General features: G+C 61.9%; 22 protein-coding genes, 1 tRNA gene and 1 pseudogene. 6 read left to right on the plus strand and 18 right to left on the minus strand.

The genetic code is table 11. The annotated features are described in order from the left end of the window. Window positions 1-93: 93 nt before the first annotated feature. Window positions 94-975, minus strand: a complete 882-nt coding sequence (locus tag AC1MEK_RS09415) for an ABC transporter ATP-binding protein (RefSeq protein ID WP_480395980.1) — start codon at window positions 973-975, stop codon at window positions 94-96. A 28-nt stretch (window positions 976-1003) separates the two neighbouring features. Beyond that, window positions 1004-1900, minus strand: a complete 897-nt coding sequence (locus AC1MEK_RS09420) for a TauD/TfdA dioxygenase family protein (RefSeq protein ID WP_480395981.1) — start codon at window positions 1898-1900, stop codon at window positions 1004-1006. Between the two features lie 265 nt (window positions 1901-2165). Between AC1MEK_RS09420 and AC1MEK_RS09425 the strand changes: the two genes are divergently transcribed. Further along, the gene (locus AC1MEK_RS09425; RefSeq protein ID WP_480395982.1) at window positions 2166-2318 is read left to right on the plus strand and encodes a hypothetical protein; all 153 of its coding nucleotides are present in this window, start codon (window positions 2166-2168) and stop codon (window positions 2316-2318) included. Window positions 2319-2501: 183 nt separating this feature from the next. Here AC1MEK_RS09425 and AC1MEK_RS09430 read toward each other — a convergent pair whose 3' ends face one another. The 4 genes and pseudogenes from AC1MEK_RS09430 to AC1MEK_RS09445 all read right to left on the minus strand — a co-directional run bounded on the left by AC1MEK_RS09430 (window position 2502) and on the right by AC1MEK_RS09445 (window position 6555). Continuing rightward, on the minus strand, window positions 2502-3284 hold the full coding sequence (locus tag AC1MEK_RS09430; RefSeq protein WP_480395983.1) for a MetQ/NlpA family ABC transporter substrate-binding protein: 783 nt from the start codon (window positions 3282-3284) through the stop codon (window positions 2502-2504). A 333-nt stretch (window positions 3285-3617) separates the two neighbouring features. Further along, window positions 3618-4433 (minus strand): annotated as a pseudogene (locus tag AC1MEK_RS09435) (sigma 54-interacting transcriptional regulator); the annotation flags it as partial. Window positions 4434-4532: 99 nt separating this feature from the next. Next, the gene (locus AC1MEK_RS09440; RefSeq protein WP_480395984.1) at window positions 4533-5114 is read right to left on the minus strand and encodes an alpha/beta hydrolase; all 582 of its coding nucleotides are present in this window, start codon (window positions 5112-5114) and stop codon (window positions 4533-4535) included. 370 nt (window positions 5115-5484) lie between these two features. Continuing rightward, a complete protein-coding gene (locus AC1MEK_RS09445) occupies window positions 5485-6555 on the minus strand; it encodes a fatty acid desaturase (RefSeq protein ID WP_480395985.1) in 1071 nt (356 codons plus the stop codon). 112 nt (window positions 6556-6667) lie between these two features. Here AC1MEK_RS09445 and AC1MEK_RS09450 point away from each other — a divergent pair, with 112 nt between their 5' ends. Further along, window positions 6668-7672 carry an AraC family transcriptional regulator gene (locus AC1MEK_RS09450; protein WP_480395986.1) on the plus strand — a complete coding sequence of 335 codons (1005 nt, stop codon included), beginning with the start codon at window positions 6668-6670 and terminating at the stop codon, window positions 7670-7672. 5 nt (window positions 7673-7677) lie between these two features. Here the strand turns inward: AC1MEK_RS09450 and AC1MEK_RS09455 are convergent, their stop codons facing one another. Then, window positions 7678-8382 carry a Crp/Fnr family transcriptional regulator gene (locus AC1MEK_RS09455; protein ID WP_480395987.1) on the minus strand — a complete coding sequence of 235 codons (705 nt, stop codon included), beginning with the start codon at window positions 8380-8382 and terminating at the stop codon, window positions 7678-7680. A gap of 106 nt (window positions 8383-8488) precedes the next feature. Here AC1MEK_RS09455 and AC1MEK_RS09460 point away from each other — a divergent pair, with 106 nt between their 5' ends. Next, a complete protein-coding gene (locus tag AC1MEK_RS09460; RefSeq protein WP_480395988.1) occupies window positions 8489-9025 on the plus strand; it encodes an Mpo1 family 2-hydroxy fatty acid dioxygenase in 537 nt (178 codons plus the stop codon). A 120-nt stretch (window positions 9026-9145) separates the two neighbouring features. Here AC1MEK_RS09460 and AC1MEK_RS09465 read toward each other — a convergent pair whose 3' ends face one another. The 6 genes from AC1MEK_RS09465 to dibA form a co-directional block, all read right to left on the minus strand. Beyond that, on the minus strand, window positions 9146-10135 hold the full coding sequence (locus tag AC1MEK_RS09465) for a sulfate/molybdate ABC transporter ATP-binding protein (RefSeq protein WP_480395989.1): 990 nt from the start codon (window positions 10133-10135) through the stop codon (window positions 9146-9148). Window positions 10136-10138: 3 nt separating this feature from the next. Then, complete coding sequence (gene cysW / locus AC1MEK_RS09470) at window positions 10139-11011, minus strand: sulfate ABC transporter permease subunit CysW (RefSeq protein WP_480395990.1); 873 nt, start codon at window positions 11009-11011, stop codon at window positions 10139-10141. Window positions 11012-11023: 12 nt separating this feature from the next. Beyond that, window positions 11024-11845, minus strand: coding sequence for a sulfate ABC transporter permease subunit CysT (gene cysT, locus AC1MEK_RS09475; protein WP_480395991.1), 822 nt, complete (start codon window positions 11843-11845; stop codon window positions 11024-11026). 153 nt (window positions 11846-11998) lie between these two features. Then, complete coding sequence (locus tag AC1MEK_RS09480) at window positions 11999-13009, minus strand: sulfate ABC transporter substrate-binding protein (protein WP_480395992.1); 1011 nt, start codon at window positions 13007-13009, stop codon at window positions 11999-12001. A gap of 81 nt (window positions 13010-13090) precedes the next feature. Further along, window positions 13091-13273, minus strand: coding sequence for a sulfur starvation response protein OscA (gene oscA / locus AC1MEK_RS09485; RefSeq protein WP_274134169.1), 183 nt, complete (start codon window positions 13271-13273; stop codon window positions 13091-13093). A gap of 276 nt (window positions 13274-13549) precedes the next feature. Continuing rightward, window positions 13550-15472: a phosphodiesterase DibA gene (dibA, locus tag AC1MEK_RS09490; RefSeq protein ID WP_480395993.1), complete on the minus strand. Its 1923-nt coding sequence runs from the start codon at window positions 15470-15472 to the stop codon at window positions 13550-13552. Between the two features lie 180 nt (window positions 15473-15652). On the opposite strand from dibA, the gene desA reads away from it, so the two are divergent. Both desA and AC1MEK_RS09500 read left to right on the plus strand, forming a co-directional pair. Then, on the plus strand, window positions 15653-16837 hold the full coding sequence (desA, locus tag AC1MEK_RS09495; protein WP_480396072.1) for a delta-9 fatty acid desaturase DesA: 1185 nt from the start codon (window positions 15653-15655) through the stop codon (window positions 16835-16837). A 148-nt stretch (window positions 16838-16985) separates the two neighbouring features. Next, window positions 16986-17957 carry a GGDEF domain-containing protein gene (locus tag AC1MEK_RS09500; RefSeq protein WP_480395994.1) on the plus strand — a complete coding sequence of 324 codons (972 nt, stop codon included), beginning with the start codon at window positions 16986-16988 and terminating at the stop codon, window positions 17955-17957. A 183-nt stretch (window positions 17958-18140) separates the two neighbouring features. On the opposite strand, the gene AC1MEK_RS09505 is transcribed toward AC1MEK_RS09500, so the two are convergent. From AC1MEK_RS09505 to gabD, 3 genes are all read right to left on the minus strand, one after another. Next, the gene (locus AC1MEK_RS09505; RefSeq protein ID WP_480395995.1) at window positions 18141-19364 is read right to left on the minus strand and encodes an HDOD domain-containing protein; all 1224 of its coding nucleotides are present in this window, start codon (window positions 19362-19364) and stop codon (window positions 18141-18143) included. Between the two features lie 153 nt (window positions 19365-19517). Continuing rightward, on the minus strand, window positions 19518-20801 hold the full coding sequence (gene gabT / locus AC1MEK_RS09510; protein WP_480395996.1) for a 4-aminobutyrate--2-oxoglutarate transaminase: 1284 nt from the start codon (window positions 20799-20801) through the stop codon (window positions 19518-19520). A 173-nt stretch (window positions 20802-20974) separates the two neighbouring features. Further along, window positions 20975-22417 (minus strand): NADP-dependent succinate-semialdehyde dehydrogenase, encoded by a 1443-nt coding sequence (gene gabD, locus AC1MEK_RS09515; RefSeq protein WP_480395997.1) that lies wholly within the window; start codon window positions 22415-22417, stop codon window positions 20975-20977. 334 nt (window positions 22418-22751) lie between these two features. Between gabD and AC1MEK_RS09520 the strand changes: the two genes are divergently transcribed. Further along, window positions 22752-22828, plus strand: a tRNA-Arg gene (locus AC1MEK_RS09520). A gap of 146 nt (window positions 22829-22974) precedes the next feature. Here AC1MEK_RS09520 and AC1MEK_RS09525 read toward each other — a convergent pair. Beyond that, window positions 22975-23700, minus strand: a complete 726-nt coding sequence (locus AC1MEK_RS09525; RefSeq protein WP_480395998.1) for a DUF4431 domain-containing protein — start codon at window positions 23698-23700, stop codon at window positions 22975-22977. Between the two features lie 149 nt (window positions 23701-23849). Beyond that, complete coding sequence (tagQ, locus tag AC1MEK_RS09530) at window positions 23850-24785, minus strand: type VI secretion system-associated lipoprotein TagQ (protein WP_480395999.1); 936 nt, start codon at window positions 24783-24785, stop codon at window positions 23850-23852. Between the last annotated feature and the right edge of the window lie 83 nt (window positions 24786-24868).

Here is a 24868-nt window from a genome sequence, read left to right on the forward strand (position 1 = left end):
CTTGCTGGCGAATGCGTCAGACCTGACGCTGCAACGGTGAATGACACACCACATTCGCCAGCAAGCCGGCTCCCACAAGGAAAATCAGTGGGGCTAGTAAGCGATCCGAATATCCTGAAACCGCAAATCCTGCTCGATCACCGGCGCCTCGCCTTCATCGAACAACAGGTTGTGGATGCGTTGCGCCGAGCGCTGGAAATCCACGCCGCCCAGGCTTTTCAGGTCGTACTGATGGCTGTTGATTTCCGCCCGCACGCGCCCCGGATGCGGCGACAGCAGCAGGATCCGGTTGCCCACCACCAGCGCTTCCTCGATGGAGTGGGTGACGAACAACAGGGTGAAACGCACCTCTTCCCACAGCTGCAGCAGCTCTTCCTGCATCTTGCGCCGGGTCAGCGCGTCCAGCGCCGCGAACGGCTCATCCATCAGCAGGATTTTCGGCTGCATCGCCAGCGCACGGGCGATGGCCACGCGGGCCTTCATACCGCCGGACAAGGTGTGCGGGTAGGCGTTGGCGAACGCGCTCAGGCCGACCTTCTCCAGATAATGCCGCGCGCGCTCTTCGGCCTCACGGCGCTTGAGCGTGCGCGAAGCCAGCAGCGGAAACATGACGTTCTCGATCACCGTCTTCCAGGGCGGCAACTGATCGAACTCCTGGAACACCACGATGCGATCCGGACCAGGCTCCCTGACCTGCTCGCCGGCGAGGCGAATCTGCCCTTCGACCGGCGAGATGAAGCCGGCCACGGCCTTGAGCAGCGTCGACTTGCCGCAACCCGATGGGCCGAGCAGCACGAAGCGGTCGGCCGGGTCGATCTCGAAACTCACCTGGTGAGTGGCCCGCACCACGCGTTCCGGCGTGCGGTATTCAAGGCTTACGCCCTTGACTTGCAACAGCGCGTCAGCGGTAGGCTGATTAGCCTGTTGCGCGTTCAAGCGATTGCTAGCCGTGTGGCTTTGCAGGACAGCGTTCATGGAACGGGGCTCCCGAGTCGAGGAAAGATCAGAACGGAGCATCGCCCTGAATGGTGGTGCGGTGCAGGCGACGGCGCAGGTGGTCCGGGGTGCCGCCGGCCAGGTGAATCAGCGAGCGGTTGTCCCAGAAGACCATGTCGTTCTCCTGCCACTTGTGGCGCAGGACGTTTTCCGGACGCACGCTGTGAGCGTAGATTTCTTCCAGAATCGCGCGGCTCTCGTCTTCGGGCAGACCAACGATATGCGTGGTGAAACCTTCGCTGACGAACAGGGCCTTGCGGCCGTTCTCAGGATGGGTACGCACCACCGGATGGCTGACCACAACCACTTGTGCAAGCTGTTCGGCACTCAGGGTCGGGCGCCAGTTTTCGGCGTTCTTCCCGTCGCGATAGCGCGAGGTGTAGCTGTGCACCGCATTGCGGCCTTCGACGGCCTTGCGCAGGTGCTCGGGCAGCGTGTCCCAGGCCTGATGCATGTCGGCGAACAGGGTGTCGCCGCCTTCGCTCGGCAGCTCCTGGGCGTAGAGCATCGAGCCCAGGCTTGGCAGTTCCTTGTAGGACAGGTCCGAGTGCCAGTATTTACCGGCGTCGCCCAGGCCGACCGGCTGGCCGTTCTCGACGATGTTGGAAACGATCAGGATTTCCGGGTGGTTGGCGAGGAGGAACTGCTTGAGCACGTGAATCTGCAGCACGCCGAAACGGCGGCTGAAATCGATCTGTTGTTGCGGGGTGATCTGCTGGTCGCGGAAGACCACGACGTGGTGATCCAGGTGCGCGCGGTGCACACGGGCGAAATCTGCGTCATTGAGCGGGCGGGACAGGTCCAGACCGACGATTTCCGCACCCACCTTCTCGGCGAAGGGGCGTACATCGAACTGCTGATCCGGCGCTTGCGCGGACGTAGAAGCTTGGGAGGCTGCTGGCATGAGTACTCCGACTGCAAAAAGGCGAATGGCTTTGAAGTCGGAACTTTATAGATATAAGAAACGAAATTTAAATACCGTTAAGGCATATGGTTAGCGCTGAACGAACTAGGGCAGGCGTTACGCCACTAGTTGGTAACCGCAGCGTTACCAAATTCTTATCTTCGCCAGCGAACCCAAAGGGCACTATAGGTGTCTATCCTCGCATCTCGCGGCAAGGCACTGCCGCGATCAGCCGCCGTCAGGGATAACAAAAAGAGGACCGATCATGCCGGTACGTGGAAACGACAACGAGCACTCACACGACAAAGCGCACGACGACAACGTCAAGCTGCTTATCGCGTTGCGCCGGGCGCTGGGCACGCACGCAAAAACGCCGACGCATGTGAAAGCCGTCGGCGTTAAACATCTGAGTCACTAGTCGCAACAAACCTGTAGGAGCGAATTTATTCGCGAATGGCCCGTGCGCCCGACACATATGCGTCGTCGGGATGATCGTTTCGCGAATAAATTCGCTCCTACAGATCATCCGTCGTTCTCAAGATCGCTCCCGCCGGCAAGCCGTGCTGCTACGGACGGAAACCCCGCCAATCGGTTTATTTCATCAGAACGCTGGCAATACCGCGCCGTCGTACTTCTTGTTGATGAAATCCTTGACCTGCTGGCTGGTCAGCGCCTTGGACAGTTTCTCGATCGCGTCAGCATGGGCGTTGTCGGTACGGGTCACCAGGTAGTTCACGTACGGCGAGTCGGCACCTTCCAGGATCAGCGCGTCCTTTTTCGGGCTCAGCTTGGCTTCCAGCGCGTAGTTGGTGTTGATCATGTCCAGGTCGACCTGATCCAGCACGCGTGGCAGTACAGCCGATTCCAGCTCGCGGAACTTGAATTTCTTCGGGTTCTCGGCGATGTCTTTCGGCGTGGCCAGTGCGTCGGTCGGGTTCTTCAGCTTGATCAGGTCAGCCTTCTGCAGCAGCAGGAGTGCACGGCCAGCGTTGCTGCCTTCGTTCGGGATGGCGATGGTCGCGCCAACCGGCAGATCAGCCAGGGACTTGTACTTCTTCGAGTAGCCGCCGAACGGTTCGACGTGCACGCCTACGCCGGTGACCAGCGAAGCGCCTTTGCCCTTGTTGAAGCCGTCCAGGTACGGTTTGGTCTGGAAGTAGTTGGCGTCCAGGCGTTTTTCGTTCAGTTGAACGTTTGGCTGCACGTAGTCGGTGAAGACCTTGATTTCCAGATCCACGCCTTCCTTGGCCAGCTCAGGCTTGATCAGTTCGAGAATCTCGGCGTGTGGTACCGGCGTCGCGCCGACCACCAGTTTCTCGCCGGCTTGAGCCGCGCCAATGGAAAGGGCAGCCGCCAGAGCGGTGAACAACAAGGTCTTTTTCATGCGAATTCCTTAGGAAAAATCCGGTCACCTTGTGGGCAACCCTTATTGAGAGTGCCGCGGATTCGACCCGGTCGGGGTGGCGGCTGAGGCGGACATTACCGAGATTTTTTATTCCGAGACAATACTTTTTCATCTCGGATATATGCCTTTTGGTTCTCAGAAGGCTTTTAGCCATCAGCCATGCGTCTATCTCGCGGATTTTCCATGGTGATCGGCCCGATTCAACCCGTGGGAGCCGGCTTGCTGGCGAATGCGGTGTGTCAGTCAACGTCGTGGTGTCTGGCCTGACGCATTCGCCAGCAAGCCGGCTCCCACAAAAGCAAGTCAGCGGAGCGGCAAGCTCAGGTGCTCGGGAAGGATCTCCGCCCCGCTGCTGACCAACAGCGCAAAGTGGATGACGTTTTCCAGCTCCCGGGTGTTGCCCGGCCAGTAATGCGCTTCGAGCACCTGTTGCGCAGCCTCGCTGATCAGCGGCATGTCGAAGTCCAGCCGCTGGCTGTAGATCCCCAGAAAATACTCGGCCAGCGGCAGGATGTTGCCGGGCTGTTCGCGCAGCGCGGGCAAATCCAGCCGCCCCTCGCTCAGGTAGCGATACAGACGCTCATGAAACTTGCCGGCCTTCACCGCCAGGCTCAGGTCGATACTGGTCGCCGCGACCAGGCGCACATCCACCGGGCTTGGCTGGGACGCCCCGACGCGGGTGACTTCGTGGTTTTCCAGGGCCGCCAGCAACTTGACCTGAATCGACAGCGGCAGGTCGGCGATCTCGTCCAGATACAGGGTGCCGCCGGTGGCCGAGCCGAACCAGCCTGCCCGGCTGCTGGCTGAGCCGCTGTGGGCGCCGGCGGCATGGCCGAACAGCTCGGCATCGGCGTAGGTCGGGCTGATCGAACCGCAATTGACCGACACGAACAGCCCCGAGCGATCACTGCCGCGATGGATGTGCCGGGCCAGCAATTCCTTGCCCGTGCCCGGTTCGCCGCGAATCAGCACCGGTAGATCCAGCGGCGCCAGTTGTTCCATTTCTTCGCGAAGGCGCCGTGAGCGCGGGTCGAAGAACACCAGCGCCTTGGCGCGGATGCTCAGCGGGCTTTTTTCGGCGTCGGGGAAGGTCAGAAGCGGTTGGCTGGGTACGTCTGGGTGGCTCATGGCAGTCTCCCGCCCAAGCCATCCGTGGGCTTGAGCGTTAAAAAAAAGGCCGCAGCGCCTGTCGGATCACTGCGGCGAAAACGTTCACAGGGTGCAGGCTCATGCTCGGCGCCGAGCCAGCTGTTCGATGCGGCCTTGCAAGCGGAAGAGATAGGCGAAGCCTTGCTCCCAGCGCTGGTGACCGGATTTGACGTTGATGTGCCCGGCACCGCTCAGGATGCCGATCTCGGCGCCCCAGTTGCGGGCCATTTCCATCGCCCGCAAGGCGCTGACGGCCGAGTCGTTGTCGGAACTGACCACCTGCGCCGGGAACGGCAGCAGGTGCTCAGGGATAGGCGCAAAATTGCGAATCGCCGGCGGGCAGTTGGGCCGCTCGACATCGGCAGGCGCGACCAGCAAGGCACCGCGTACCTGGCGCAGGGTTTCCAGCGGCGCCAGTTGCGCCCAGTGCGCGACCGTCACGCAGCCCAGGCTGTGAGCGATCAGGATTACCGGCGAGCTGTCGGCGGCGATGGCGCGTTGCAACTCCCCGACCCAGTCTTCACGGCGCGGCGTCAACCAGTTGGCCTGCTCCACGCGCACGCTGTTGGGCAGGCTGTTCTGCCAGTGGGTCTGCCAGTGATCGTCGGCGGATCCTTGCCAGCCTGGCACGATCAGGTAACGGATCGACTCGTTATGCATGGCCTTCGCCTCCTGCATTTTTTGCGTTCATGGCGGCGAGTATAGGGACGGGATATATATTCGAAAAAGAATAAGAAGATATTTATTAATAACTCGAACTCATATACCGCAAAAACAGGTGATCGCCGCCGGAAAAAAAGAGGGCCACCCCCTGCCTTAAGGAGCGGCCCTGATAAATCACGCTGTCTGCCCCCAGCTCGCCGGGGATGAGCAGAGAATACGGTGGGGTTGTTACAGAATTTTTTATCGCCTGAAATTTCCGGATGGATGCACAACCTGTAGGAGCCGGCTTGCTGGCGAATGCGGCGTGTCAGGCACTGCAACTTCGAATGACACACCGCTTTTCGCCAGCAAGCCGGCTCCCACAGTTTCAACCGCGTACAGGTTCAGGCGCGACAGCGCTGGCCTTGACCGCAGAGAACCTGTTCGCCCGCGCAAACGTCCCGAAATCGTTGAACCGCACCCCCATCTCGGCCATGACCTTGTGCGCCACCGGCGCGCTCATCTGGCGGATGTAGAACGGCTCCTTGACCACGAAATGGTGAATGCCGTGGGTGCTGCCGAAGTTGAAACAGAACGCCTGCAACGGCCACAGCCACCAGGGGTTGAGCACCTGGGTCTGCTGCATCACGTTGCCGCTCTCGACATCGCCGTAGTAGTGCATGTTGGAACTGACGAAATGCAGGCAGAAGGTGCGCAAAACGTTGGGCCCGACCAGCACCACGACAGCGATGTCGATCACCTGCATGACCGCCAGCGTATGGGCCGACCAATCAACCGATGCGCCCATCAGGCTCGCCATCCCGTTGGCGGCATGAAAACCGAGAAACACATACCACGCGCCCCAGTTGAGCAACGCCAGCGGCGCGTACACCCGCGCAGTGCGCTTGAGAATGCTGAACTTGTGCGCCCAGGTCTTGGCGCGCCAGGTGCGAATCAGCGACGACATGACGTTATCGCCCACCATCAGCAAACGCGCGATGCCCCAGGGTTCGCCGTTGGTGATGGCGCGTTCTTCCATGTCCGCTTCGGTGCCGGAGACTTTGTGATGGTTGAGGTGCAGATGCCGGCGAATCCACGGGTTGATGGTGCTCGGACGGGCCAGCCACACCAGTGCCAGCATCAGGTTGTGAGGCACGCGCTGCTTGCGAAAATACATGCTGTGGATCAGGTCGTGCTCCAGCTCGTGGGTCAGTGAAGCGAAGAAAGCGTTGAGCAACAGGCACACCCACCACGCCATGTAACCCGCGAGATAGAGCGCCGCACAGCCCACCATGCCGGCCAGCGTGAACACCAGGATGCCGGCGCCGATCGCATCCTGATGGGCCAGGATCGGGTAGCGCTCGCGCAAGGTGACACCGTAGGCCGTAACCACCGCGCGAATATGGGCTGATCGCTGTTGTGCATTCAATCCGGCCACGCTTGCAGAAGAGTCGTGCATGCTTCCATTCTCCGGTCTTATGATGATGAAAAACGAGGCTCCACTGTGCCGCGCGGGGCGCAAAACCGCCCGACCGTGGACGCCAGGTTGTTGACCGCAGGCGCCAATATTCATGTCTGATCCAAGCGTTCTCGCCAGCTGGACCCGTGCCCTGCGCAAGCAACTCGACGCGCTGGGCCTGGACAGCCTCGCGCTGAGCCAGGCGGCGGGGCTGGACCCGCAATTGATGGACGACCCCAACGCTCGATACCCGGTGGCGGTCACCACGCGTTTCTGGGAGCTGTCGGTGCAGGCCAGCGGCGACCCGGCGCTGGGGCTGCGCGTCTCGCGCTTCGTCAGCCCCACGACCTTTCATGCGCTGGGGTACGCGCTGGTGGCCAGCGGCTCGTTACGCGAAGTGTTCGAACGCATCGTGCGCTATCACCCGGTGGTCAGCGATGCGCTGGATTTGAGCTTCACCCGCGTCGGTGAGCATTACGAGTTTCGCTTTCGCGTGCCCGAGGGCGGCGCGATGCCGGCCAATGAGGCCATGGACGCCTTCGCGGCGATCTACGTGAGGACCTGCCGCAACCGTCTGGGCCGCCACTACGCGCCGCTGGCGGTGCATCTGGTGCGGCCCGAACCCGCCGACCCCAAGCCCTGGCACGACGTGTTCCGCGCGCCGCTGCACTTCGGTGCGGCGGAAAACCTGCTGGAGTTTGCCTGCGCGGATTTCGATAGCCACTTGGACGACGCCAACCCGGAACTGGCCGAGCACAACGAAGCAGTGCTCAACCGCACCCTGGAAAAACTCAGCCCCCTGACCTGGGAGCGCAAGGTGCGCGGCGCCATCGAAGCGCAGTTGCCCGAAGGCGAACCCTCAGCCGAACGCATCGCCCAGCACTTGCACTTGAGCCTGCGCAGCCTGCAGCGGCACCTGGCCGATGAAGGCTGCAGCTACGACCTGCTGCTCAACCAGTGCCGGCAGAACCTGGCGTTGCTGCACATGCGCGAGCCGGGCAGCTCGCTCAGTGAAATCGCCTTTCTTCTAGGCTTCGCCGACACCAGCAGCTTCAGCCGCGCCTTCAAGCGCTGGACCGGCATGACCCCCAGCCAGTACCGCGACGGCTTGCGCTGACCGCCTCAGCCGCCGGTCAGACGATGCCGCGCGGCCTTGCGCAGGCGCTCGACGTCCAGCACGCAGATGAAATCGCCCTCGCGGCGCACGATGCCGCGTTCGGCGAACTGCCCGACCACCCGATCAACGACTTCCGGCGCCAGGCCCAGCCGGGTGTCGGATAACACGTCATTGACCGACACCGTGCGCGTCGAATGGTCGAGGTCACCGTAACCTTCGGTGAGCAGCAACAGGCGAAAGGCCACCCGCTCATCGGTGGGCATCAGCGTCACCTGGTCGTTAGGCGGCACTTCCAGGCCGAGCTTGCGGCCAAGCAATCGGGCGAAGTAGCGCCAGTGATGCGGGTTGGCTTCGAGCATTTCGCTCAAGGACGCTTGGGGCAGGTGCAGGACGATGATCTGGTCCTGAGCGAAGACATCGTGCAGCCGGGGCAGGCCGTCGAACAGCGAAACCTCGCCGAACCAGTAGGGTCGCGGCGTTTTGGCAGGGGGCAACCAGTCGCGCTGCTGCTTGACCCCGTTGAAGCGGATCGATCCGGACAGCAGCGCGTACAAACCGCAGGGCGCCTCACCATGTTCGAAGATCAGCTTGCCGGGCGTGAACCGCCGCTGCCGCATGCCGACCAGCAAGCTATCCTGCAGGGAAGTGGGCAAGTCGGTGAACCAGTGGTCGTTGTCCAACCATGAGCGCCATTGGGTCCCATTCGTCACGTGAATCTCCTTTTTCTTGATGGCGATTTATTGCAGGCTGGTTCCTCCGATGGATCCGCCAGATTGAGTCGGGCCGCATGATCCACGTATCCAGTGAGGAATAACAATGAAAAACCTCGTCGATCATCTCAGTCAGTACGCGTCCTACCACCGTGATACCCGAAACATCGCCACGCACTTTGTCGGCGTGCCGCTGATCGTGCTGGCGGTCTCCATCCTGCTGTCGCGCCCCGGCTGGAGCAGTTGGGCGCTGGGCGAGCTGTGGCTGTCCCCGGCCCTGCTGGCGACGGTGGCGGCGGCCTGGTTTTACCTGAAGCTGGACCGGCCACTGGGCATCGCCCTCGGCATCGTGCTCGTGCTGTTTCTGTGGATTGGCGCACATCTGGCACAGCAGAGCACCCTGGTCTGGCTCGGCAGCGGCGTCGGGCTGTTCGTGGTGGGTTGGGCGATCCAGTTCGTCGGCCATTATTACGAAGGTCGCAAGCCGGCGTTTGTGGACGACCTCTCAGGTCTGATCATCGGCCCGCTGTTCGTCACGGCCGAGGCGGCTTTTCTGATGGGGATGAGGAAAAAGTTGCAGGGCAACATCGAAGGGCGCGTTGGGCGAACGCACAAGCGCGATATGAAGAAAGCTGCGGTGTAACTGGAATCGACTCAACCCGTAGCAGCACGGCTTGCCGGCGGGGCGGTGTATCTGTGACGAACAGGTCGTCTGACACACCGCTCCCGCCGGCAAGCCGTGCTGCTACGAGGCGGGTGTAGCCTAGAGATTCGCGACCTTCTGCCAGACCTTCGGCTTGAAGAACAAGGTCTCGCCCCGCGCCAGGCCGATCAGGCTGTCGTGGTCCTTCACCACTTCCACCTCGATCAGATCCGGCTGGCCCTCGGCGCGCAGGGTCACGCGGGTGGTTGCACCCAACGGGCGGATGTCGCGGACTTCCGCCGGGTGGTGCCCTTCCACTTCCTGACGCGACAGCGACACTTCGTGGGGGCGGAACAGCACGTGGTTGTCTTCGCCCAGGTGCAGGCGGTTGGAGTCACCGAGGAAGTGGTAGACGAAGTCGCTGGCCGGATTCTCGTAGACCTCACCCGGCGAGCCGATCTGCTCGATCACGCCCTTGTTCATCACCACGATGCGGTCGGCGACTTCCATGGCCTCTTCCTGGTCGTGGGTCACGAACACCGAGGTCAGGTTGATGTCTTCGTGCAGGCGAGCCAGCCAGCGGCGCAGCTCCTTGCGCACCTTGGCGTCGAGGGCACCGAACGGCTCGTCGAGCAGCAGCACCTTGGGTTCCACCGCCAGCGCGCGGGCCAGGGCGATACGCTGGCGCTGGCCGCCGGACAGTTGCTCCGGATAGCGGTCGCTGAGCCAGTCCAGTTGCACCATGTTCAGCAGCTCATGGACCTTGGCGGCGATCTGGGTTTCGCTCGGGCGCTGGTTCTTGGGCTTCATGCGCAGGCCGAAGGCGACGTTGTCGAACACCGTCATGTGGCGGAACAGCGCGTAGTGCTGGAACACGAACCCGACGTTGCGATCGCGCACATCGTGGCCGGAGACGTCCTCGCCATGGAACACGATGTTGCCCTGATCCGGGGTTTCAAGCCCGGCGATGATGCGCAGCAGCGTGGTCTTGCCGCAGCCGGACGGGCCCAGCAAGGCCACCAGCTCGCCACTCTGGATGTCCAGATTGATGCTGTTGAGGGCCTTGAAGGCGTTGAAATTCTTGCTGACGTTACGGACTTCGATCGACATGAATTATTCCTCCGCCGCGCTTTGGCGCAGACGGCTAATGCGCGCTTCGCTCCACTGCTTGAGCAGCAGGATGAACAGCGCAAGGATCAATAACAGGCTCGCCACGGCAAATGCAGCCACGTGGTTGTACTCGTTGTAGAGAATCTCGACATGCAGCGGCAGGGTGTTGGTCACGCCGCGGATGTGGCCGGACACCACCGACACCGCGCCGAACTCACCCATGGCCCGCGCGGTACACAGCACCACGCCGTAGATCAGGCCCCATTTGATGTTCGGCACCGTGACGTGCCAGAACATCTGCCAGCCGTTGGCGCCCAGCAGACGCGCCGCCTCCTCCTCCTGCGTGCCCTGCTCCTGCATCAGCGGGATCAGCTCGCGGGCCACGAACGGCACCGTCACGAAGATGGTCGCCAGCACGATGCCCGGCAGGGCGAAGACGATCTGGATGTCGTGATCCTGCAGCCACGGGCCGAACACGCCACGGGCGCCGAACATCAGGATGTAGACCAGACCGGCGATCACCGGCGAGACCGAGAACGGCAGGTCGATCAGGGTGACCAGAATGGCCTTGCCACGGAACGAGTACTTGCTCACGCACCAGGCCGCTGCCACGCCGAACACGACGTTCAACGGCACCGAAATCAGCACCGCGTAGATCGTCAGTTTCAGGGCTGACAGGGCGTCAGGCTCAAGGATCGCGGTGAAGAACCCGCCCAGGCCATTCTTCAGGCCCTGGCTGACCACGACCACCAGCGGCAGCAACAGAAACAGTGCAAAGACCAGCCAGCCAAGGCCGATCAGGATGCGCCGCGCCCCCGAGCTGCCACGGCGGGCAGCGTTGGCGGAGGAAGCGGCAATAAGCGATGGACCAGACATGATTACGCCTCCTCAGTTAGGGGTTTCGATGCGTCGCTGCAGGATGTTGATCAGCAGCAACAGAATGAACGACACCACCAGCATCATCACGCCGATGGCCGTGGCGCCGGCGTAGTCGTACTGGTCGAGCTTGACCATGATCAGCAGCGGCAGGATCTCGGTCTTCATCGGCATGTTGCCGGCGATGAAGATCACCGAGCCGTACTCGCCCACTCCACGGGCAAAGGCCAGGGCGAAGCCGGTCAGCCAGGCAGGCAGCAAGGCAGGCACGAGGATGTAACGAAACACCTGAAGCGGCTTGGCGCCCAGGCAGGCCGCGGCCTCTTCCACTTCACGGGGGATATCCGCCAGCACCGGCTGCACCGTACGCACCACGAACGGCATGGTGACAAAGGTCAGCGCCAGGGTGATGCCGAGCGGAGTGTAGGCGATCTTGATGCCCAGATCGGTAGCGAACTGGCCGACCAGCCCTGTAGGTGTGTACAGCGCGGTCAGCGCGATACCGGCAACGGCGGTGGGCAAGGCGAACGGCAGGTCGATCATCGCATCGATGATCTTGCGTCCCGGAAAGGTGTAGCGCACCAGCACCCAGGCCAAGAGCGTGCCGATCACGCCGTTGATGATGGCCGCGAAGAACGCCGTGCCGAAGCTCAGTTTCAGCGCCGCCAGCACCCGGGGCGCGGTGACGATGTTCCAGAACTGCGCGGCGCTCAGCTGGGACGCGTGGATGAACATGACCGCAAGCGGTATCAGCACAATCAGACTGAGGTACACCAGGGTGTAGCCCAGCGTCAGCCCGAAGCCGGGTATGACGGGGGATATGCGTCGAGACATAAGTGTCCTTGGTTGATGCACATAACCCGGAATGAACCGGGCCTATAACTTGATTCGCGTCGACCCCGTAGCAGTCCGGCTTGCCGGCGGTGGCGTCCTGAAGATCGCTGCCGCCGGCAAGCCGGACTGCTACGGGTGTGATAGTGCCTTGCGTTACTGTGGCACGTAAATCTGGTCGAACACGCCACCGTCATCGAAGAACTTCGGCTGTGCCGACTTCCAGCCGCCGAAATCCTTGTCGATGGTCACCAGGTCCAGTTTCGGGAATTGCTTCTCGTACTTGGCGGCCACTTCCTTGTCACGCGGGCGGTAGAAGTTCTTCGCCGCGATTTCCTGGCCTTCCTTGCTGTACAGGTGCTTGAGGTACTCGGTGGCGATTTCGGTGTTGCCCTTCTTCTCGGCGTTCTTGTCGACCACCGCGACAGGCGGCTCGGCCAGAATCGACAGCGAAGGCACAACGATGTCGAACTTGTCGGCGCCGCCGTCTTCTTTCAGCGACAGGAAGGCTTCGTTTTCCCAGGCCAGCAACACGTCGCCCAGGTTGTTCTGCACGAAGCTGATGGTGGCGCCGCGAGCACCGGTGTCGAGCACAGGCACGTGCTTGAACAGCTGAGTGATGTATTCCTTGGCCTTGGCTTCATCGCCATTGTTGGCTTTCAGGCCATAAGCGTAGGCGGCCAGGAAGTTCCAGCGCGCACCGCCCGAGGTTTTCGGGTTGGGCGTGATCACCGAAACGTCTTTCTTGACCAGATCGCCCCAGTCCTTGATGCCCTTAGGGTTGCCCTTGCGCACCAGGAACACGATGGTCGAGGTGTACGGCGTGCTGGCGTCCGGCAGGCGTTTTTGCCAGTCGGCCGGCAGCGATTTGCCAAGTTTGGCGATTTCGTCGATATCGCCGGCCAGCGCCAAGGTCACCACGTCAGCAGGAGAGCCGTCGATCACCGAACGGCCCTGCTTGCCCGAGCCACCGTGGGACTGGTTGATCTTGACCGTGTCGCCAGGGTGGGCCTTGGTCCAGTAGTTGATGAACTCGGCGTTGTAGTCCTGATACAGCTCACGGGTCGGGTCGTACGACACGTTCAGCAGCTGGTAATCCTTGGCAACGGCGGATCCGGCAAGCACGGCACTGGCCAGAGCGGCCAGCGCGTAACGGCGAATGGACATGAATCAAGCTCCTGGAATCTGTTCTGTTGTTGGCTTTTTCTAGTTTTGGTGAAGCGTTATTCGTGATTGCCGGTGCCGGGCTCAGCCCTGCTGTTTGCCCGGGTTCTGCAGACGGAATTTTTCCTTGCGCTCGATCTGCACCACCTGTGCGTTGTGCACGGTGATTTCCACCGCGCCGAAACGCAGGTCGCGCAGTGCGCTCTGGATTTCCCGCAGAATGCTTTGTTCGTCCTGGCCGTCGACGCTACGAAGAGATGCGCTCATTGTCGTGCTCCTGAAATGAAGTGCCCGCAGCGTCGTGGGAAGGCAGCTGCTTGTGGCGTAGGAGCGATAGTAGAGAGGGATTTTTATTCTTAAAAATACTATTTAAGAATGCAGATATAACCGAATGGAATTTATCAGCTGTAGCGACTCCGCTAGACCCGATACGAACTCGGAACCCTGTAGGAGCGAATTCATTCGCGAACGATTCATCAGGCGATGGATATGTATTGTCTGACCCGCCCATTCGCGAATGAATTCGCTCCTACAGACTCGGCATCAGGCGGTAGCAAAGACCGGCGCATGCTCCCAGTCAATCTGCTCGGCAGGCATCGGCCGGGCGAACCAGTAACCCTGGCCCAATTCGCACTGAGCCTGCAGCAGAAACGCCGCCTGATCGGCCTGTTCGATGCCCTCGGCGAGCACCCGCATGTCCATGGCGCGGGCCAGGGCGATGATCGCGCGCACGATGGCGATATCGTCTTCATCCCCCGGCAGGCCCGCCACGAAGCCCTGATCGATCTTGAGCTTCTGCACCGGCATGCGCTTGAGGCGCAGCATCGATGAATACCCCGTACCGAAGTCGTCGATGGACAGCTTCAGGCCCAATTCGCGCAGCCGGTGCATCTGCTCGATGGCCTGCTCGGGATCGTCCATGACCGCGCTTTCGGTGACTTCCAGCTCAAGAAACTCGGGCGCCAGACCCGTCTCGTTCAGCACCCGCGCCACGCGGATGTCCAGATCGCCACGGCTGAACAGCCGGGTCGACACGTTCACCGCCACGAACGACAGCCCCACCCCCGCCTCGCACCACTGGCGCATCTGCAGGCATGCGCGGGTCAACACCCAATTGTCGATGTCGGCAATCAGGCCGCTCTGCTCGGCCACCGGAATGAATTCCCCCGGCGACACCATGCCGCGCTGCGGGTGGCTCCAGCGCACCAGCGCCTCGACGCCTTCGATGCGCCGCGTCTGCAGGTTGTGGATCGGCTGGTAGAACACCCGCAGCTCGTCCTGCTCGATGGCCCGCCGCAGTTCCGCGGTCAGCTCCAGACGCCGCTGCGCGTGGGCGGTCAGCTCTTCGGTGTACAGCGCGTAGCCTTCGCGGCCCTGGCTCTTGGCCTGAAACAGCGCGGTGTCGGCATTGCGCAACAGTTGCGCAGCATTCATCGCGTCGTTGGGAAACAGGCTGATGCCGATGCTGGCTGTCAGAAACAGCGTCTGCTCGCCAATGACAAAGGGCTCGCGCAGGCCATCGAGCAGCGCCTGCGCCTTTTCCGCAATCTGCATGGCCTGCCCCGGCCCTTCCACCAGCACCGCGAACTCATCGCCGCCGAGGCGGGCCAGCGTCGCACCCTTATCCACCAGCCCGGTCAATCGCTCACTGACCGCCTTGAGCACTTCGTCGCCGACGTTATGGCCCAGGCTGTCGTTGATGTGCTTGAAGTGGTCCAGATCGATCAGCAGCAGCCCCAGCGAGTGCTTGCTGCGCCGGGCGTGGGTGTGGGCCTGCTCGGCGCGGTCGGAGAACAGCAGGCGGTTGGGCAGACCGGTCAGCGCATCGTAATGAGCGGCGTGGGCCAGCTCCTGCTGCGAGTGCTTGATGGAGGTGATGTCGGAAAACACCGCGACGAAGTGAGTAATGTTTCCCTGGTCGTCCTTGATGGTGCGAATGCTCTGCCACTGCGGATAAATTTCGCCGCTTTTGCGCCGGTTCCAGATCTCGCCGCTCCACTGCCCGGCGCTGAGAATGGTCTTGTACATGCGCTCGTAGAAATCCGGGCCATGGCGCCCGGACTTGAATTTGCTGGGGAACTGGCCGAGCACTTCGTCCTGCTGGTAGCCGGTGATCTCCATGAACGCCCGGTTGACGTGGACGATCACACCGCTGGCATCGGTGACCAGCACCCCTTCCAGCGTGCTGTCGAACACCGCTGCTGCCAGCCGCAGGCTTTGCATATCCTGATCCTGGCGGGCGCGGGCTTTGCTGCTCATGAATGCGGATAAACGGGCGCGAGCAAAGAAGATGCACAGCGCGCTGAGCGCCAGCCAGGCATAACCGCTCATCAGTTGGGCGCGGGCCAGCTGAGCCGGATCATCGATCAGAAGTGGCAGCAGGGAGTCGCTGAACGCCAGCCAGAAAATCGACAGCAGCCCATACAACAGTGCGGTTTTGAGCGCATCACGGGTAATAGCCGACATGGAAAAGCCAAAGCCAGACGAAAGAAGCGGATTATAGAGGAAGAAACATCCTGCGACGCTTTCGGAAAACACCGACTGGTTTTCTCTGCTGGCTAAGTGATAATGCGCGCTGCCGTACCGGGCCTGGCCAACGCCTGCGCCCGCCATCTGTTCGCGTTACAACCGAGGGCATTTCAGCCTATGTGGAACAACGGTCTGCTCGACCTTTCCGTCTGGCAATTGGTCGCAGTCATTCTGGCGATGACCCACGTCACCATCGTCAGCGTCACGGTCTATCTGCATCGCTATTCAGCTCACCGCTCGCTGGAACTCAACGCCGGGCTCAAGCACTTTTTCCGTTTCTGGCTGTGGCTGACCACGGCGCAGAACACCCGCGAGTGGACCGCCGTGCACCGCAAGCACCACGCCAAATGCGAGACTGAGGACGACCCGCACAGCCCGGTCGTCAAAGGCCTGTCGACCGTCCTGCGCAAGGGCGCCGAGCTGTACCGCGCCGAGGCCGAGAACCCCGAGACCCTGCGCATCTACGGCAAGAACTGCCCGGAAGACTGGATCGAACGCAACCTGTACTCGCGCTACCCCAAGCTGGGCATCGCGATCATGGCCGTGCTCGATCTGGCGCTGTTCGGCGTGATCGGCATCACCGTCTGGGCGATCCAGATGATGTGGATTCCGCTGTGGGCCGCAGGTGTGGTCAATGGCCTGGGCCATGCGGTGGGCTATCGCAACTTCGAATGCCGGGACGCGGCGACCAATCTGGTGCCGTGGGGCATCCTGATCGGCGGCGAAGAACTGCACAACAACCACCACACCTACCCCAACTCGGCCAAGCTGTCGGTCAAGCGCTGGGAGTTCGACATGGGCTGGGCGTGGATCAAGCTGTTCTGCTGGCTGCGCCTGGCCAAGGTGCAGCGCATCGCCCCCATCGCCCACCGTGTCGAAGGCAAGGGCCATGTGGACATGGACACCGCCATGGCGATCCTCAACAACCGTTTTCAGATCATGGCCCAGTACCGCAAGCTGGTGATCGCGCCGTTGGTGAAACAGGAACTGGCCAAGGCCGACGCCTCGGTTCGCCACCAGTTCCGCCGCGCCAAACGCCTGTTGTCGCGGGAAACCAGCCTGCTGGAAGACAAGCATCAGGTGCGCATCCAGACCATGCTCGAGCACAGCCAGGCACTGAAGGTGATCTACGAAAAACGCCTGGCGCTGCAACAGATCTGGGCCCGCACCAGCAGCAACGGCCACGACATGCTGGCCGCCATCAAGGACTGGGTTCACGAGGCCGAGGCCAGCGGCATCCAGTCGTTGCGCGACTTCGCCGACCAGCTCAAGACCTACTCGCTGCGCCCTCACCACGGCTGATTTCGCCTGCCGTTGATCGGCGCTCCGTCATCTGACGGGGCGCCCGTCGGAACTAAGTGCCACTACACCCATCTCATTATCACCTTCGCACTATGCTGTGTGACATGTTGTGGCTGTGCGCCGCACCTTATTTTGAGATGCAGTGCTCATGGACAACTCGACATCCTCAATCGAAACACCCGCCGCCGCAGAAACCCTGCTGGCCCTGATGCACGCCCAAGCCGAAGTGGCACGCCTGAGTGAACGCGAACAGCTCTTCAGCTCCCTTCTGGTCAGCGTCAACGCCGTGCTCTGGGCGTTCGACTGGCAGACCCAGCGCATGATCTACGTCAGCCCCGCCTACGAAAAAATCTTCGGGCGCTCGGCCGGGTTGCTGCTGGCCGACTTCGGCGAATGGCGCGACAGCATTTACCCGGACGATCTGGACTACGCCGAGCGCAGCCTCAGCGAAGTGCTGGAAAAGGGCTCCATTGAAGACCGCGAATACCGCATCATGCGCGCCGACGGCCAGGTCCGCTGGCTCAGCGACAAGTGCTTCGTCAGCCATCAGGCCGGCCAGCGCCTGATCGTGGTGGGTATCGCCGAAGACATCACCGAAAAGAAACAGCTCGAAGACGACCTGCAACGCCTGGCCACCACCGACGTGCTGACCCAGAGCAGCAACCGCCGGCACTTCTTCGAATGCGCCCAGCGCGAGTTCGAACAGGCCCGCCTGCAGGGCACGCCCATGGCGTTTCTGTTGCTGGATGTGGATGACTTCAAGCTGGTTAACGACACCTACGGCCACCAGGAAGGCGACGTGGTGCTGCAACGGATCGCCGAATGCGGCCGCAAGACGCTGCGCCGCGGCGATTTGTTCGGGCGTATCGGTGGCGAGGAGTTCGCCGCGGTGTTCCCCGGTTGCGCGCCGGACATGGCCAAACAGATCGCCGAACGCCTGCAACGGGAGATCCAACGCTTGGTGTTCCCCCAGGGTGAAAAGTCGTTCGGTATCACCGCAAGCCAAGGCCTGACCAACCTCGACAAGCAGGATCAGGGCCTGGAAGCGCTCTACGCCCGTGCCGACGCCGCGATGTATCAGGCCAAGCGCCAAGGCAAGAATCAGATCGTGTTGGTTTGATTCCCGAACTTCCCGCGATCAACGATCCATACGCCGATCCCTCTGTAGGAGCGAATTCATTCGCGAAAAATCGAACAGGCGATGCAGGTGTATCGTCTGCTCAGGCCAATCGCGAATGAATTCGCTCCTACAGGTCCTCTGCCCGACGCGAACAACGATCCATGCGCAGAATCCACGTCGTTCTTACGCCACCAACTTGTTGCGCACCCGCTCAAGATCCATCGCATTGACTTTGAGCAACCGCGCCGACTTGCTCTTGGCCAGCGCTTCCAGCGGGTCTTCCTGCCCCAGACGCCCCATCTGCCCGGCCAGGTTCATGGCCAGCACCTCGCGGGTGTAGACCCCGGTGTTGTACTGATACACCGCCGCGATCAGCTCGCGCAGTTCAAGCGGCAGACGCCAGCGGGTACGCAGGGCCGAGCCGAACGCCGCCGAATACTGCTCCAGCGCGCGGGCAATGCTCGCCTCGTCCAGCGTGCCGCCGGCCTGTCGCCATTCCTGCAGACAACGAATCACCGACAGCTCGCCCAGGCTTCTGAGCAGGCCCGCGCAATAGCAACGCTCGTGGTTCAGGTCCAGCGTGCGTGCCAGAATCCGCGCATAACCTGCGGTACGGCGTGACACCGCCCAGATCTGGCTGGCCTGCAGGATCAAGTTCTCGTCGGTCAGGATCGCCCCACGTTTGAGCGCCAGGCCTTGAATCAGGTTGGCGCTCTGGGTGCCGCCCAATGTGGTCAGTGCCTGGCCGAGGGTCTGCTGCGGCTTGCCCTGATGTTGCGAGGCGCTGTTGGAGGCGGCGATCAGCACCGCCGTGACATGGGGGTCTTCGATCAGCTCGTGTTCCAGCAGCTTGAGATCGACACCATTGGCGTTGCGGCTGCGCGCCAGCACCTCCCGCACATCGACGTACAACGGCCCGCCGTCGGCCAGTTCGCGGCGTTTTTCCAGAAAACCGTCCAGCCCCACGCCCGGCGCCAGCGCCGGCACTTCACACGCCACCTGCGCACCGTCGCGCAGCAGCAGGTTTTCCAGGCGCTGGCGCAGGCTGTCGATATTCAAGGGTTTGGTCAGGTAAGCAGTAGGCGCTAGCTGCACAGCCTCGCGCACACTGGCGCTGTCACTGCGGCTGCTGAGCAGGATGAAACGCACCGGGATCTGCCGTTTGAGCATGCGCACGCCGCGCAAAAGGGTCAGGCCATCCACCCCCGGCAGCTCGCGGGAGGCGATCACCAGGTCAGGGATGAACCCGCGCATGATGTCCACCGCCTGCTTGCCGTCCGGGCACACGTCCAGCTGTGCGTCGCATCGCACATCCAGCACGAGTTCACTGAGCATTTCGCGGGCCCAGGGGTCCGCTTCGGCGATCAATACACGAGGGACGGAAGGCGCCTCTACAACGGTCATCATGACTCTCCGGCATCCAGTCTTCGTACATTAGTCAAAGACTGGCAATGGAGACAGGGAGAAAGCGCGTTTTCTGACGTCAATAAACGAAAAAACCTGCCGGAGCAGGTTTTTTCTGACGACTCGATCACATTTTACAAATGTGATCGGCGGACATCAGGCGATTTCAGCGAAGCACTCTTCGATGATTTTCAGGCCTTTGTCCAGTTGCTCGTCTGGCGAGGTCAGCGGAACCAGCACGCGCAGCACGTTACCGTAGGTGCCGCAGGACAGCAGGATCAGGCCCTTCTCGCGAGCCTTGGCCACAACGGACGCCACGGCAGCAGCGTTCGGCTTGTGAGTGTCGCCGTTCTCGAAGCACTCGATGGCGATCATCGAGCCCAGCGCGCGCACGTCACCGATCACAGCCGGGTGCTTGGCCTGGATGGCCTTGAGGCCGGTCACCAGACGCTCGCCAACGGCCTTGCTGCGGTCCAGCAGTTTCTCTTCTTCGAACACTTCCATCACGGCCAGGGCCGCGGCGCAGGCAATCGGGCTACCAGCGTAGGTGCCGCCCAGGCCGCCTGGGGCGATGGCGTCCATGTATTCGGCCTTGCCGCAGACACCGGCCAGCGGGAAGCCGCCAGCGATGGACTTGGCGAAGGTGGTCAGGTCAGGCGCGACGCCCATCTGCTCCATGGCGAAGAAGGTGCCGGTACGGCCAGCGCCGGTCTGCACTTCGTCGGCGATCAGCAGGATGCCATGCTTGTCGCACAGCTCGCGCAGGCGCTGCATGAAGGCTTTCGGTGCGACGTAGAAACCGCCTTCACCCTGCACTGGCTCCAGGATGATCGCGGCGATGTCGCGCGGCTCGGCGTCGTTCTTGAAGATGCGCTCGATGCTGGCGATCGAATCGTCGATGCTCACGCCATGCAGTTCGTTCGGGTACAGCGCGCGGAACACGCCGCCTGGCATCAGGCCCATGCCGGCCGAGTAAGGCACGACTTTACCGGTCAGGCCCAGGGTCATCATGGTGCGGCCGTGGTAAGCGCCGGTGAAGGCGATCACGCCAGCGCGGCCAGTGGCGGCGCGAGCGATCTTGATGGAGTTCTCGACCGCTTCGGAACCGGTGGTCACCAGCAGGGTTTTCTTGGCGAAGTCGCCTGGCACGCGGGCGTTGATTTTTTCGCACAGTTCAACGTACGGCTCGTACGCCAGCACCTGGAAGCAGGTGTGGGTCAGCTTGGTCAGTTGCTCTTGCACGGCAGCGACGATTTTCGGGTGCAGGTGACCGGTGTTCAGTACCGCGATACCGCCTGCGAAGTCGATGAACTCACGACCTTCAACGTCGGTAACGGTAGCGTTCTTCGCGGAATCGGCGAAGATCGGGTGGATTTGACCAACGCCACGTGGGACAGCGGCTTCGCGGCGTTTCATCAGGGATGCGTTGGTTTTGCTCATGATTTCCTCATTCACCGCTCATCGGGCGGCGTGGTTCAAGGATAGGGCGGCGGGGGTCAACAGCGGCAGCATACGATGATCGACTGCCGCGGCCTCCCGGCCACCTATGTGTTTTTTGCCACTAAAACCCGCGAAACGTCGCTCTCGCGCTTCGCGGGCTGAATACCCCTGCGTCAGACGCTGATGCAGAGATATTTGATTTCCAAATAGTCTTCGATGCCGTATTTCGAACCTTCACGGCCCAGACCCGACGCCTTCACGCCACCGAACGGCGCGACTTCGTTGGAGATCAGGCCGGTGTTGATACCCACCATGCCGTACTCCAGCGCTTCGGCCACACGGAACACGCGGCTCATGTTCTGCGCGTAGAAGTACGAGGCCAGGCCGAACTCGGTGTCGTTGGACATCGCGATCACTTCGGCCTCGTCCTTGAAGCGGAACAGCGGCGCCAGCGGGCCGAAGGTTTCTTCCTTCGCCACGGCAGCGTCTTTCGGTACGTTGACCAGAATAGTCGGTTCGAAGAAATTGCCTTCCAGACTGTTGCCACCGCTCAGCACTTTCGCGCCTTTGCCCAGCGCGTCGGCGATGTGCTCCTTGACCTTGGCCACGGCTTTTTCGTCGATCAGCGGGCCGGTGGTGGTGCCTTCAGTCAGGCCGTCGCCGACTTTCAGCTTGGCGACTGCGGCCTTGAGCTTCTCGGCGAACGCGTCATAGACGGCATCCTGCACGTAGATGCGGTTGGCGCAGACGCAGGTCTGGCCGTTGTTGCGGTACTTGGAAATGATCGCGCCTTCGACGGCCTTATCCAGGTCCGCGTCGTCGAACACGATGAACGGCGCGTTGCCGCCCAGTTCCAGCGAGACTTTCTTGATGTCGTGGGCACATTCGGCCATCAGCTGACGACCGATTTCAGTCGAGCCGGTGAACGACAGCTTGCGCACGATCGGGTTGCTGGTCAGCTCGGTGCCAATGTCGCCGGCGCTGCCGGTCACGACGCTGAACACGCCAGCCGGAATGCCGGCGCGCTCGGCCAGCTCAGCCAGCGCCAGTGCGGAATACGGGGTTTGCGAAGCAGGCTTGAGGACCATGGTGCAGCCCGCTGCCAGCGCGGGGCCGGCCTTGCGGGTGATCATCGCCGCCGGGAAGTTCCACGGGGTGATTGCAGCGGTTACGCCGATAGGCTGCTTCAGGACGATCAGGCGCTTGTCCGGCTGATGGCCAGGAATCACGTCACCGTAGACGCGCTTGGCTTCTTCGGAGAACCACTCGATGAACGACGCGGCGTAGGCGATTTCGCCCTTGGCTTCGGCCAGCGGCTTGCCCTGCTCCAGGGTCATCAGGCGGCCCAGGTCTTCCTGGTTCTCCAGCATCAGTTCGAACCAGCGGCGCAGCTTGGCGCCACGCTCTTTGGCGGTCAGGGCACGCCAGGCAGGCAGCGCCTTGTCGGCCGCTTCGATGGCACGGCGGGTTTCAGCAGCGCCCATCTTTGGCACGGTGCCCAGAATCTCGTTGTTCGCCGGGTTGTTGACCTTGATGGTCTGGCCACTGTCGGCATCGGCCCAAGCGCCATTGATGTACGCCTGCTGGCGGAACAACTTCGAGTCTTTGAGCTGCATGTCGGCCTCCTAAACAGCACCGCGTGGGGCGGGGCATATTATTGATTGTTCAAAGGCGCCTCCTTGCAGAGGCTGCCGTCAGGAAAACTGTTGCCGGGCCTGCCGCGCGATCGCGAACAGACAGAACCGGGGAGCGTTTGAAATCTCAAACGAATCCTAGGTTCAACAACCGCAAAGGACAATAGGGTGTTCGAAAAAAAGAACGCAGACCGTCGCTTTGCAACAAAACCCTGATTTCGCCTCCGCAACAACACACGCAAACGTGCGAAATCGACAACAGTGACTCGCCAGCATGGACGCACGCGGGCCAGATGAGTATCATGGCGCCCGCGTTGCACCTGTAGCTCAGCTGGATAGAGTACTGCCCTCCGAAGGCAGGGGTCGTGGGTTCGAATCCCGCCAGGTGCGCCATTTTTGATTTCAGTGCGTGGGATACGTTCTGTGAATCGACCTATATAGAGAAGCCCGCCGATGTGCGGGCTTTTTTTGTGGGTGTATGAAGCCAGTTAAAAACTCAAAGTTTACAGCTGGCCTGGATGCCGAGCGTTTCGGAGCCTCTACTCCTGCTCCGCATCCCCCAACCCCAACACCACCTGCGCCTGATCCAGCCACACCACCTCGGGCTTGCCGCCATTTCCAGCAATCTCGGCCCGCACCCAACCGCCATTGGCAATAGACGTCACGCTAACGGGCGTGCCCTGGGCGATGAACTGGCGTTTGTCGCTGCAGGTCGGGTTGGGGGCCTGGTAGATCCAGGCCCGGCCGCCGATGACCTTGCCTTGCAGCGACGGCGTGTAGGTTTCTTCCTGCATGCCGACTTTCTGGTTCAGCAGTTCGCAGTCGACAGGCGCGGCTTTCATGCCGCTGACCAGTTGCACTTGCTGCATCAAGACCTGAGTGTGGTGAAAGCCGGTGACGGCGCCGAACAGGGTTCCGTTGAGCACCACCGGCTGGTCGAGATACGGGCGCAGGTTGTCGTAGTCGGTGGGCTGGAGCACCAGCTGCACGAGGGTTTCGTTGTCTTCGACGTTGATGTCGGCTTCCTTGTCGTTGCCGGTCATGCACAGCGGCTCGGACAGCGACAGGTAAAAGCCGACTTGCGGCTCATCTCCGGTAACCACGTCCTCAAAACCTGGCGGGCCCGGGAATACTTGCCGAGTGAGCGTGCCGCTCAGGGTCGCGTCCGAGGGTTCGTACTGGCTGCATTCACCCGCGTGCGCGGCCAGAGGCGACAGGCAAAGGGCGGCGATCAACAGCAGAGGAAGGCGAGAGATGGCAGTCATGAAGGCGATGTCCGGCAATACACGGGAAGGCATGCTGTGAGGTTAGAGAAATCTCTGACAGCCGCCAGCCTTTCAGTGTTGCCCGCCCAAGAAAAAACCGGCCTGGCTCAGGGAGCCAGGCCGGTTCGAGGTGTATCAGGCGCGATCGATCAGACGTTCGGGCACGGCACCGGCGCCCAGTCGCCCAGGTCCGGGTTCTTGCACATGGCGTTGACCTGGGACTGGCCGGTCGCTGCAACCTGCTGGCTGGCGGCCTGTTTGGTCTTGGCGTCCTGGATCGTCTTCTCGGTGCTGACGGCTTCCTGCGGCACGGTCGGCAGTTTCTTCTTCACTGGCGCCTTTTTCTTGCTGGTGGTCACCGGTGCGATGTCCGCCGAGGCAACAGTCGCGACGTCAGCGCGCTGAACGCCTACGGTCTGCAGGTCTTTTTCGTACGCTTGGGTGTAGTTGTCCAGATTCTCGCCGGTACGGCCGTTCACAGCGGTGATCAGGTCGTTGGATTCCTTCAGGCCTGCGACGATTTCAGCCAAGCGCTTGCGGCCTTCGGTGTCGTTGATGGTCTTGGCCTTGCGCGCCGAAAGCAGTTTGGTGAACTCGCTCTGGTAGCAGGACTGCGACGCCTTGGCGTAGGCGGTGCTGCGGTCCATGTCGGCGGCGTTCTTGTTGATATCGGCAGCGTAAGAGCCGATGCGCTGGTTGTCGTCGGTGATCTGCTTCTGCTTCTCGGTGTAGTAACCGGCGGCGCCGCCGACCAGTGCGCCACCTGCGGCGCCGATGGCCGCGTTGCGCGCGCGGTCTTCGGAGCTGCCCACCAGCGCGCCGGCCAGAGCACCGCCCAGTGCGCCGACGGCGGCGCCACCGATCACCGACTTGCTCATGTTCGAATCGGTGTCGCGCAGGTGCTGCACCGGCTCGTAACAGGTCGGGTAGTACTCGACCTTGGTGCTGGCGCCGACCTTGGACACCGGCGAGTTGGCGCATCCGGCCATCAGCACGAAGCTGAATCCTGCGGCGATCAACGTCAGCCCACGGCACTTGGAATTCGAAACCACAGTGTTAACAGCAGGGTTACGGGAAAACTGCATGGTGATGCTCTCTTTTCTGGTTGTTACAACGCCGGCGCGGCGGTGGCCGCCCGGACTCCCTTTTTAAGCTCGCTGGACGACGG

This window comes from Pseudomonas sp. 2, assembly GCF_056627435.1.

Bases quoted from the DNA above. Each gene is read 5' to 3' on its own strand.
- AC1MEK_RS09415 (WP_480395980.1), bottom strand. From the start codon at position 975: ATGAACGCTGTCCTGCAAAGCCACACGGCTAGCAATCGCTTGAACGCG.
- AC1MEK_RS09420 (WP_480395981.1), bottom strand. From the start codon at position 1,900: ATGCCAGCAGCCTCCCAAGCTTCTACGTCCGCGCAAGCGCCGGATCAG.
- AC1MEK_RS09425 (WP_480395982.1), top strand. From the start codon at position 2,166: ATGCCGGTACGTGGAAACGACAACGAGCACTCACACGACAAAGCGCAC.
- AC1MEK_RS09430 (WP_480395983.1), bottom strand. From the start codon at position 3,284: ATGAAAAAGACCTTGTTGTTCACCGCTCTGGCGGCTGCCCTTTCCATT.
- AC1MEK_RS09440 (WP_480395984.1), bottom strand. From the start codon at position 5,114: ATGCATAACGAGTCGATCCGTTACCTGATCGTGCCAGGCTGGCAAGGA.
- AC1MEK_RS09445 (WP_480395985.1), bottom strand. From the start codon at position 6,555: ATGCACGACTCTTCTGCAAGCGTGGCCGGATTGAATGCACAACAGCGA.
- AC1MEK_RS09450 (WP_480395986.1), top strand. From the start codon at position 6,668: ATGTCTGATCCAAGCGTTCTCGCCAGCTGGACCCGTGCCCTGCGCAAG.
- AC1MEK_RS09460 (WP_480395988.1), top strand. From the start codon at position 8,489: ATGAAAAACCTCGTCGATCATCTCAGTCAGTACGCGTCCTACCACCGT.
- AC1MEK_RS09465 (WP_480395989.1), bottom strand. From the start codon at position 10,135: ATGTCGATCGAAGTCCGTAACGTCAGCAAGAATTTCAACGCCTTCAAG.
- cysW (WP_480395990.1), bottom strand. From the start codon at position 11,011: ATGTCTGGTCCATCGCTTATTGCCGCTTCCTCCGCCAACGCTGCCCGC.
- cysT (WP_480395991.1), bottom strand. From the start codon at position 11,845: ATGTCTCGACGCATATCCCCCGTCATACCCGGCTTCGGGCTGACGCTG.
- AC1MEK_RS09480 (WP_480395992.1), bottom strand. From the start codon at position 13,009: ATGTCCATTCGCCGTTACGCGCTGGCCGCTCTGGCCAGTGCCGTGCTT.
- oscA (WP_274134169.1), bottom strand. From the start codon at position 13,273: ATGAGCGCATCTCTTCGTAGCGTCGACGGCCAGGACGAACAAAGCATT.
- dibA (WP_480395993.1), bottom strand. From the start codon at position 15,472: ATGTCGGCTATTACCCGTGATGCGCTCAAAACCGCACTGTTGTATGGG.
- desA (WP_480396072.1), top strand. From the start codon at position 15,653: ATGTGGAACAACGGTCTGCTCGACCTTTCCGTCTGGCAATTGGTCGCA.
- AC1MEK_RS09500 (WP_480395994.1), top strand. From the start codon at position 16,986: ATGGACAACTCGACATCCTCAATCGAAACACCCGCCGCCGCAGAAACC.
- AC1MEK_RS09505 (WP_480395995.1), bottom strand. From the start codon at position 19,364: ATGATGACCGTTGTAGAGGCGCCTTCCGTCCCTCGTGTATTGATCGCC.
- gabT (WP_480395996.1), bottom strand. From the start codon at position 20,801: ATGAGCAAAACCAACGCATCCCTGATGAAACGCCGCGAAGCCGCTGTC.
- gabD (WP_480395997.1), bottom strand. From the start codon at position 22,417: ATGCAGCTCAAAGACTCGAAGTTGTTCCGCCAGCAGGCGTACATCAAT.
- AC1MEK_RS09525 (WP_480395998.1), bottom strand. From the start codon at position 23,700: ATGACTGCCATCTCTCGCCTTCCTCTGCTGTTGATCGCCGCCCTTTGC.
- tagQ (WP_480395999.1), bottom strand. From the start codon at position 24,785: ATGCAGTTTTCCCGTAACCCTGCTGTTAACACTGTGGTTTCGAATTCC.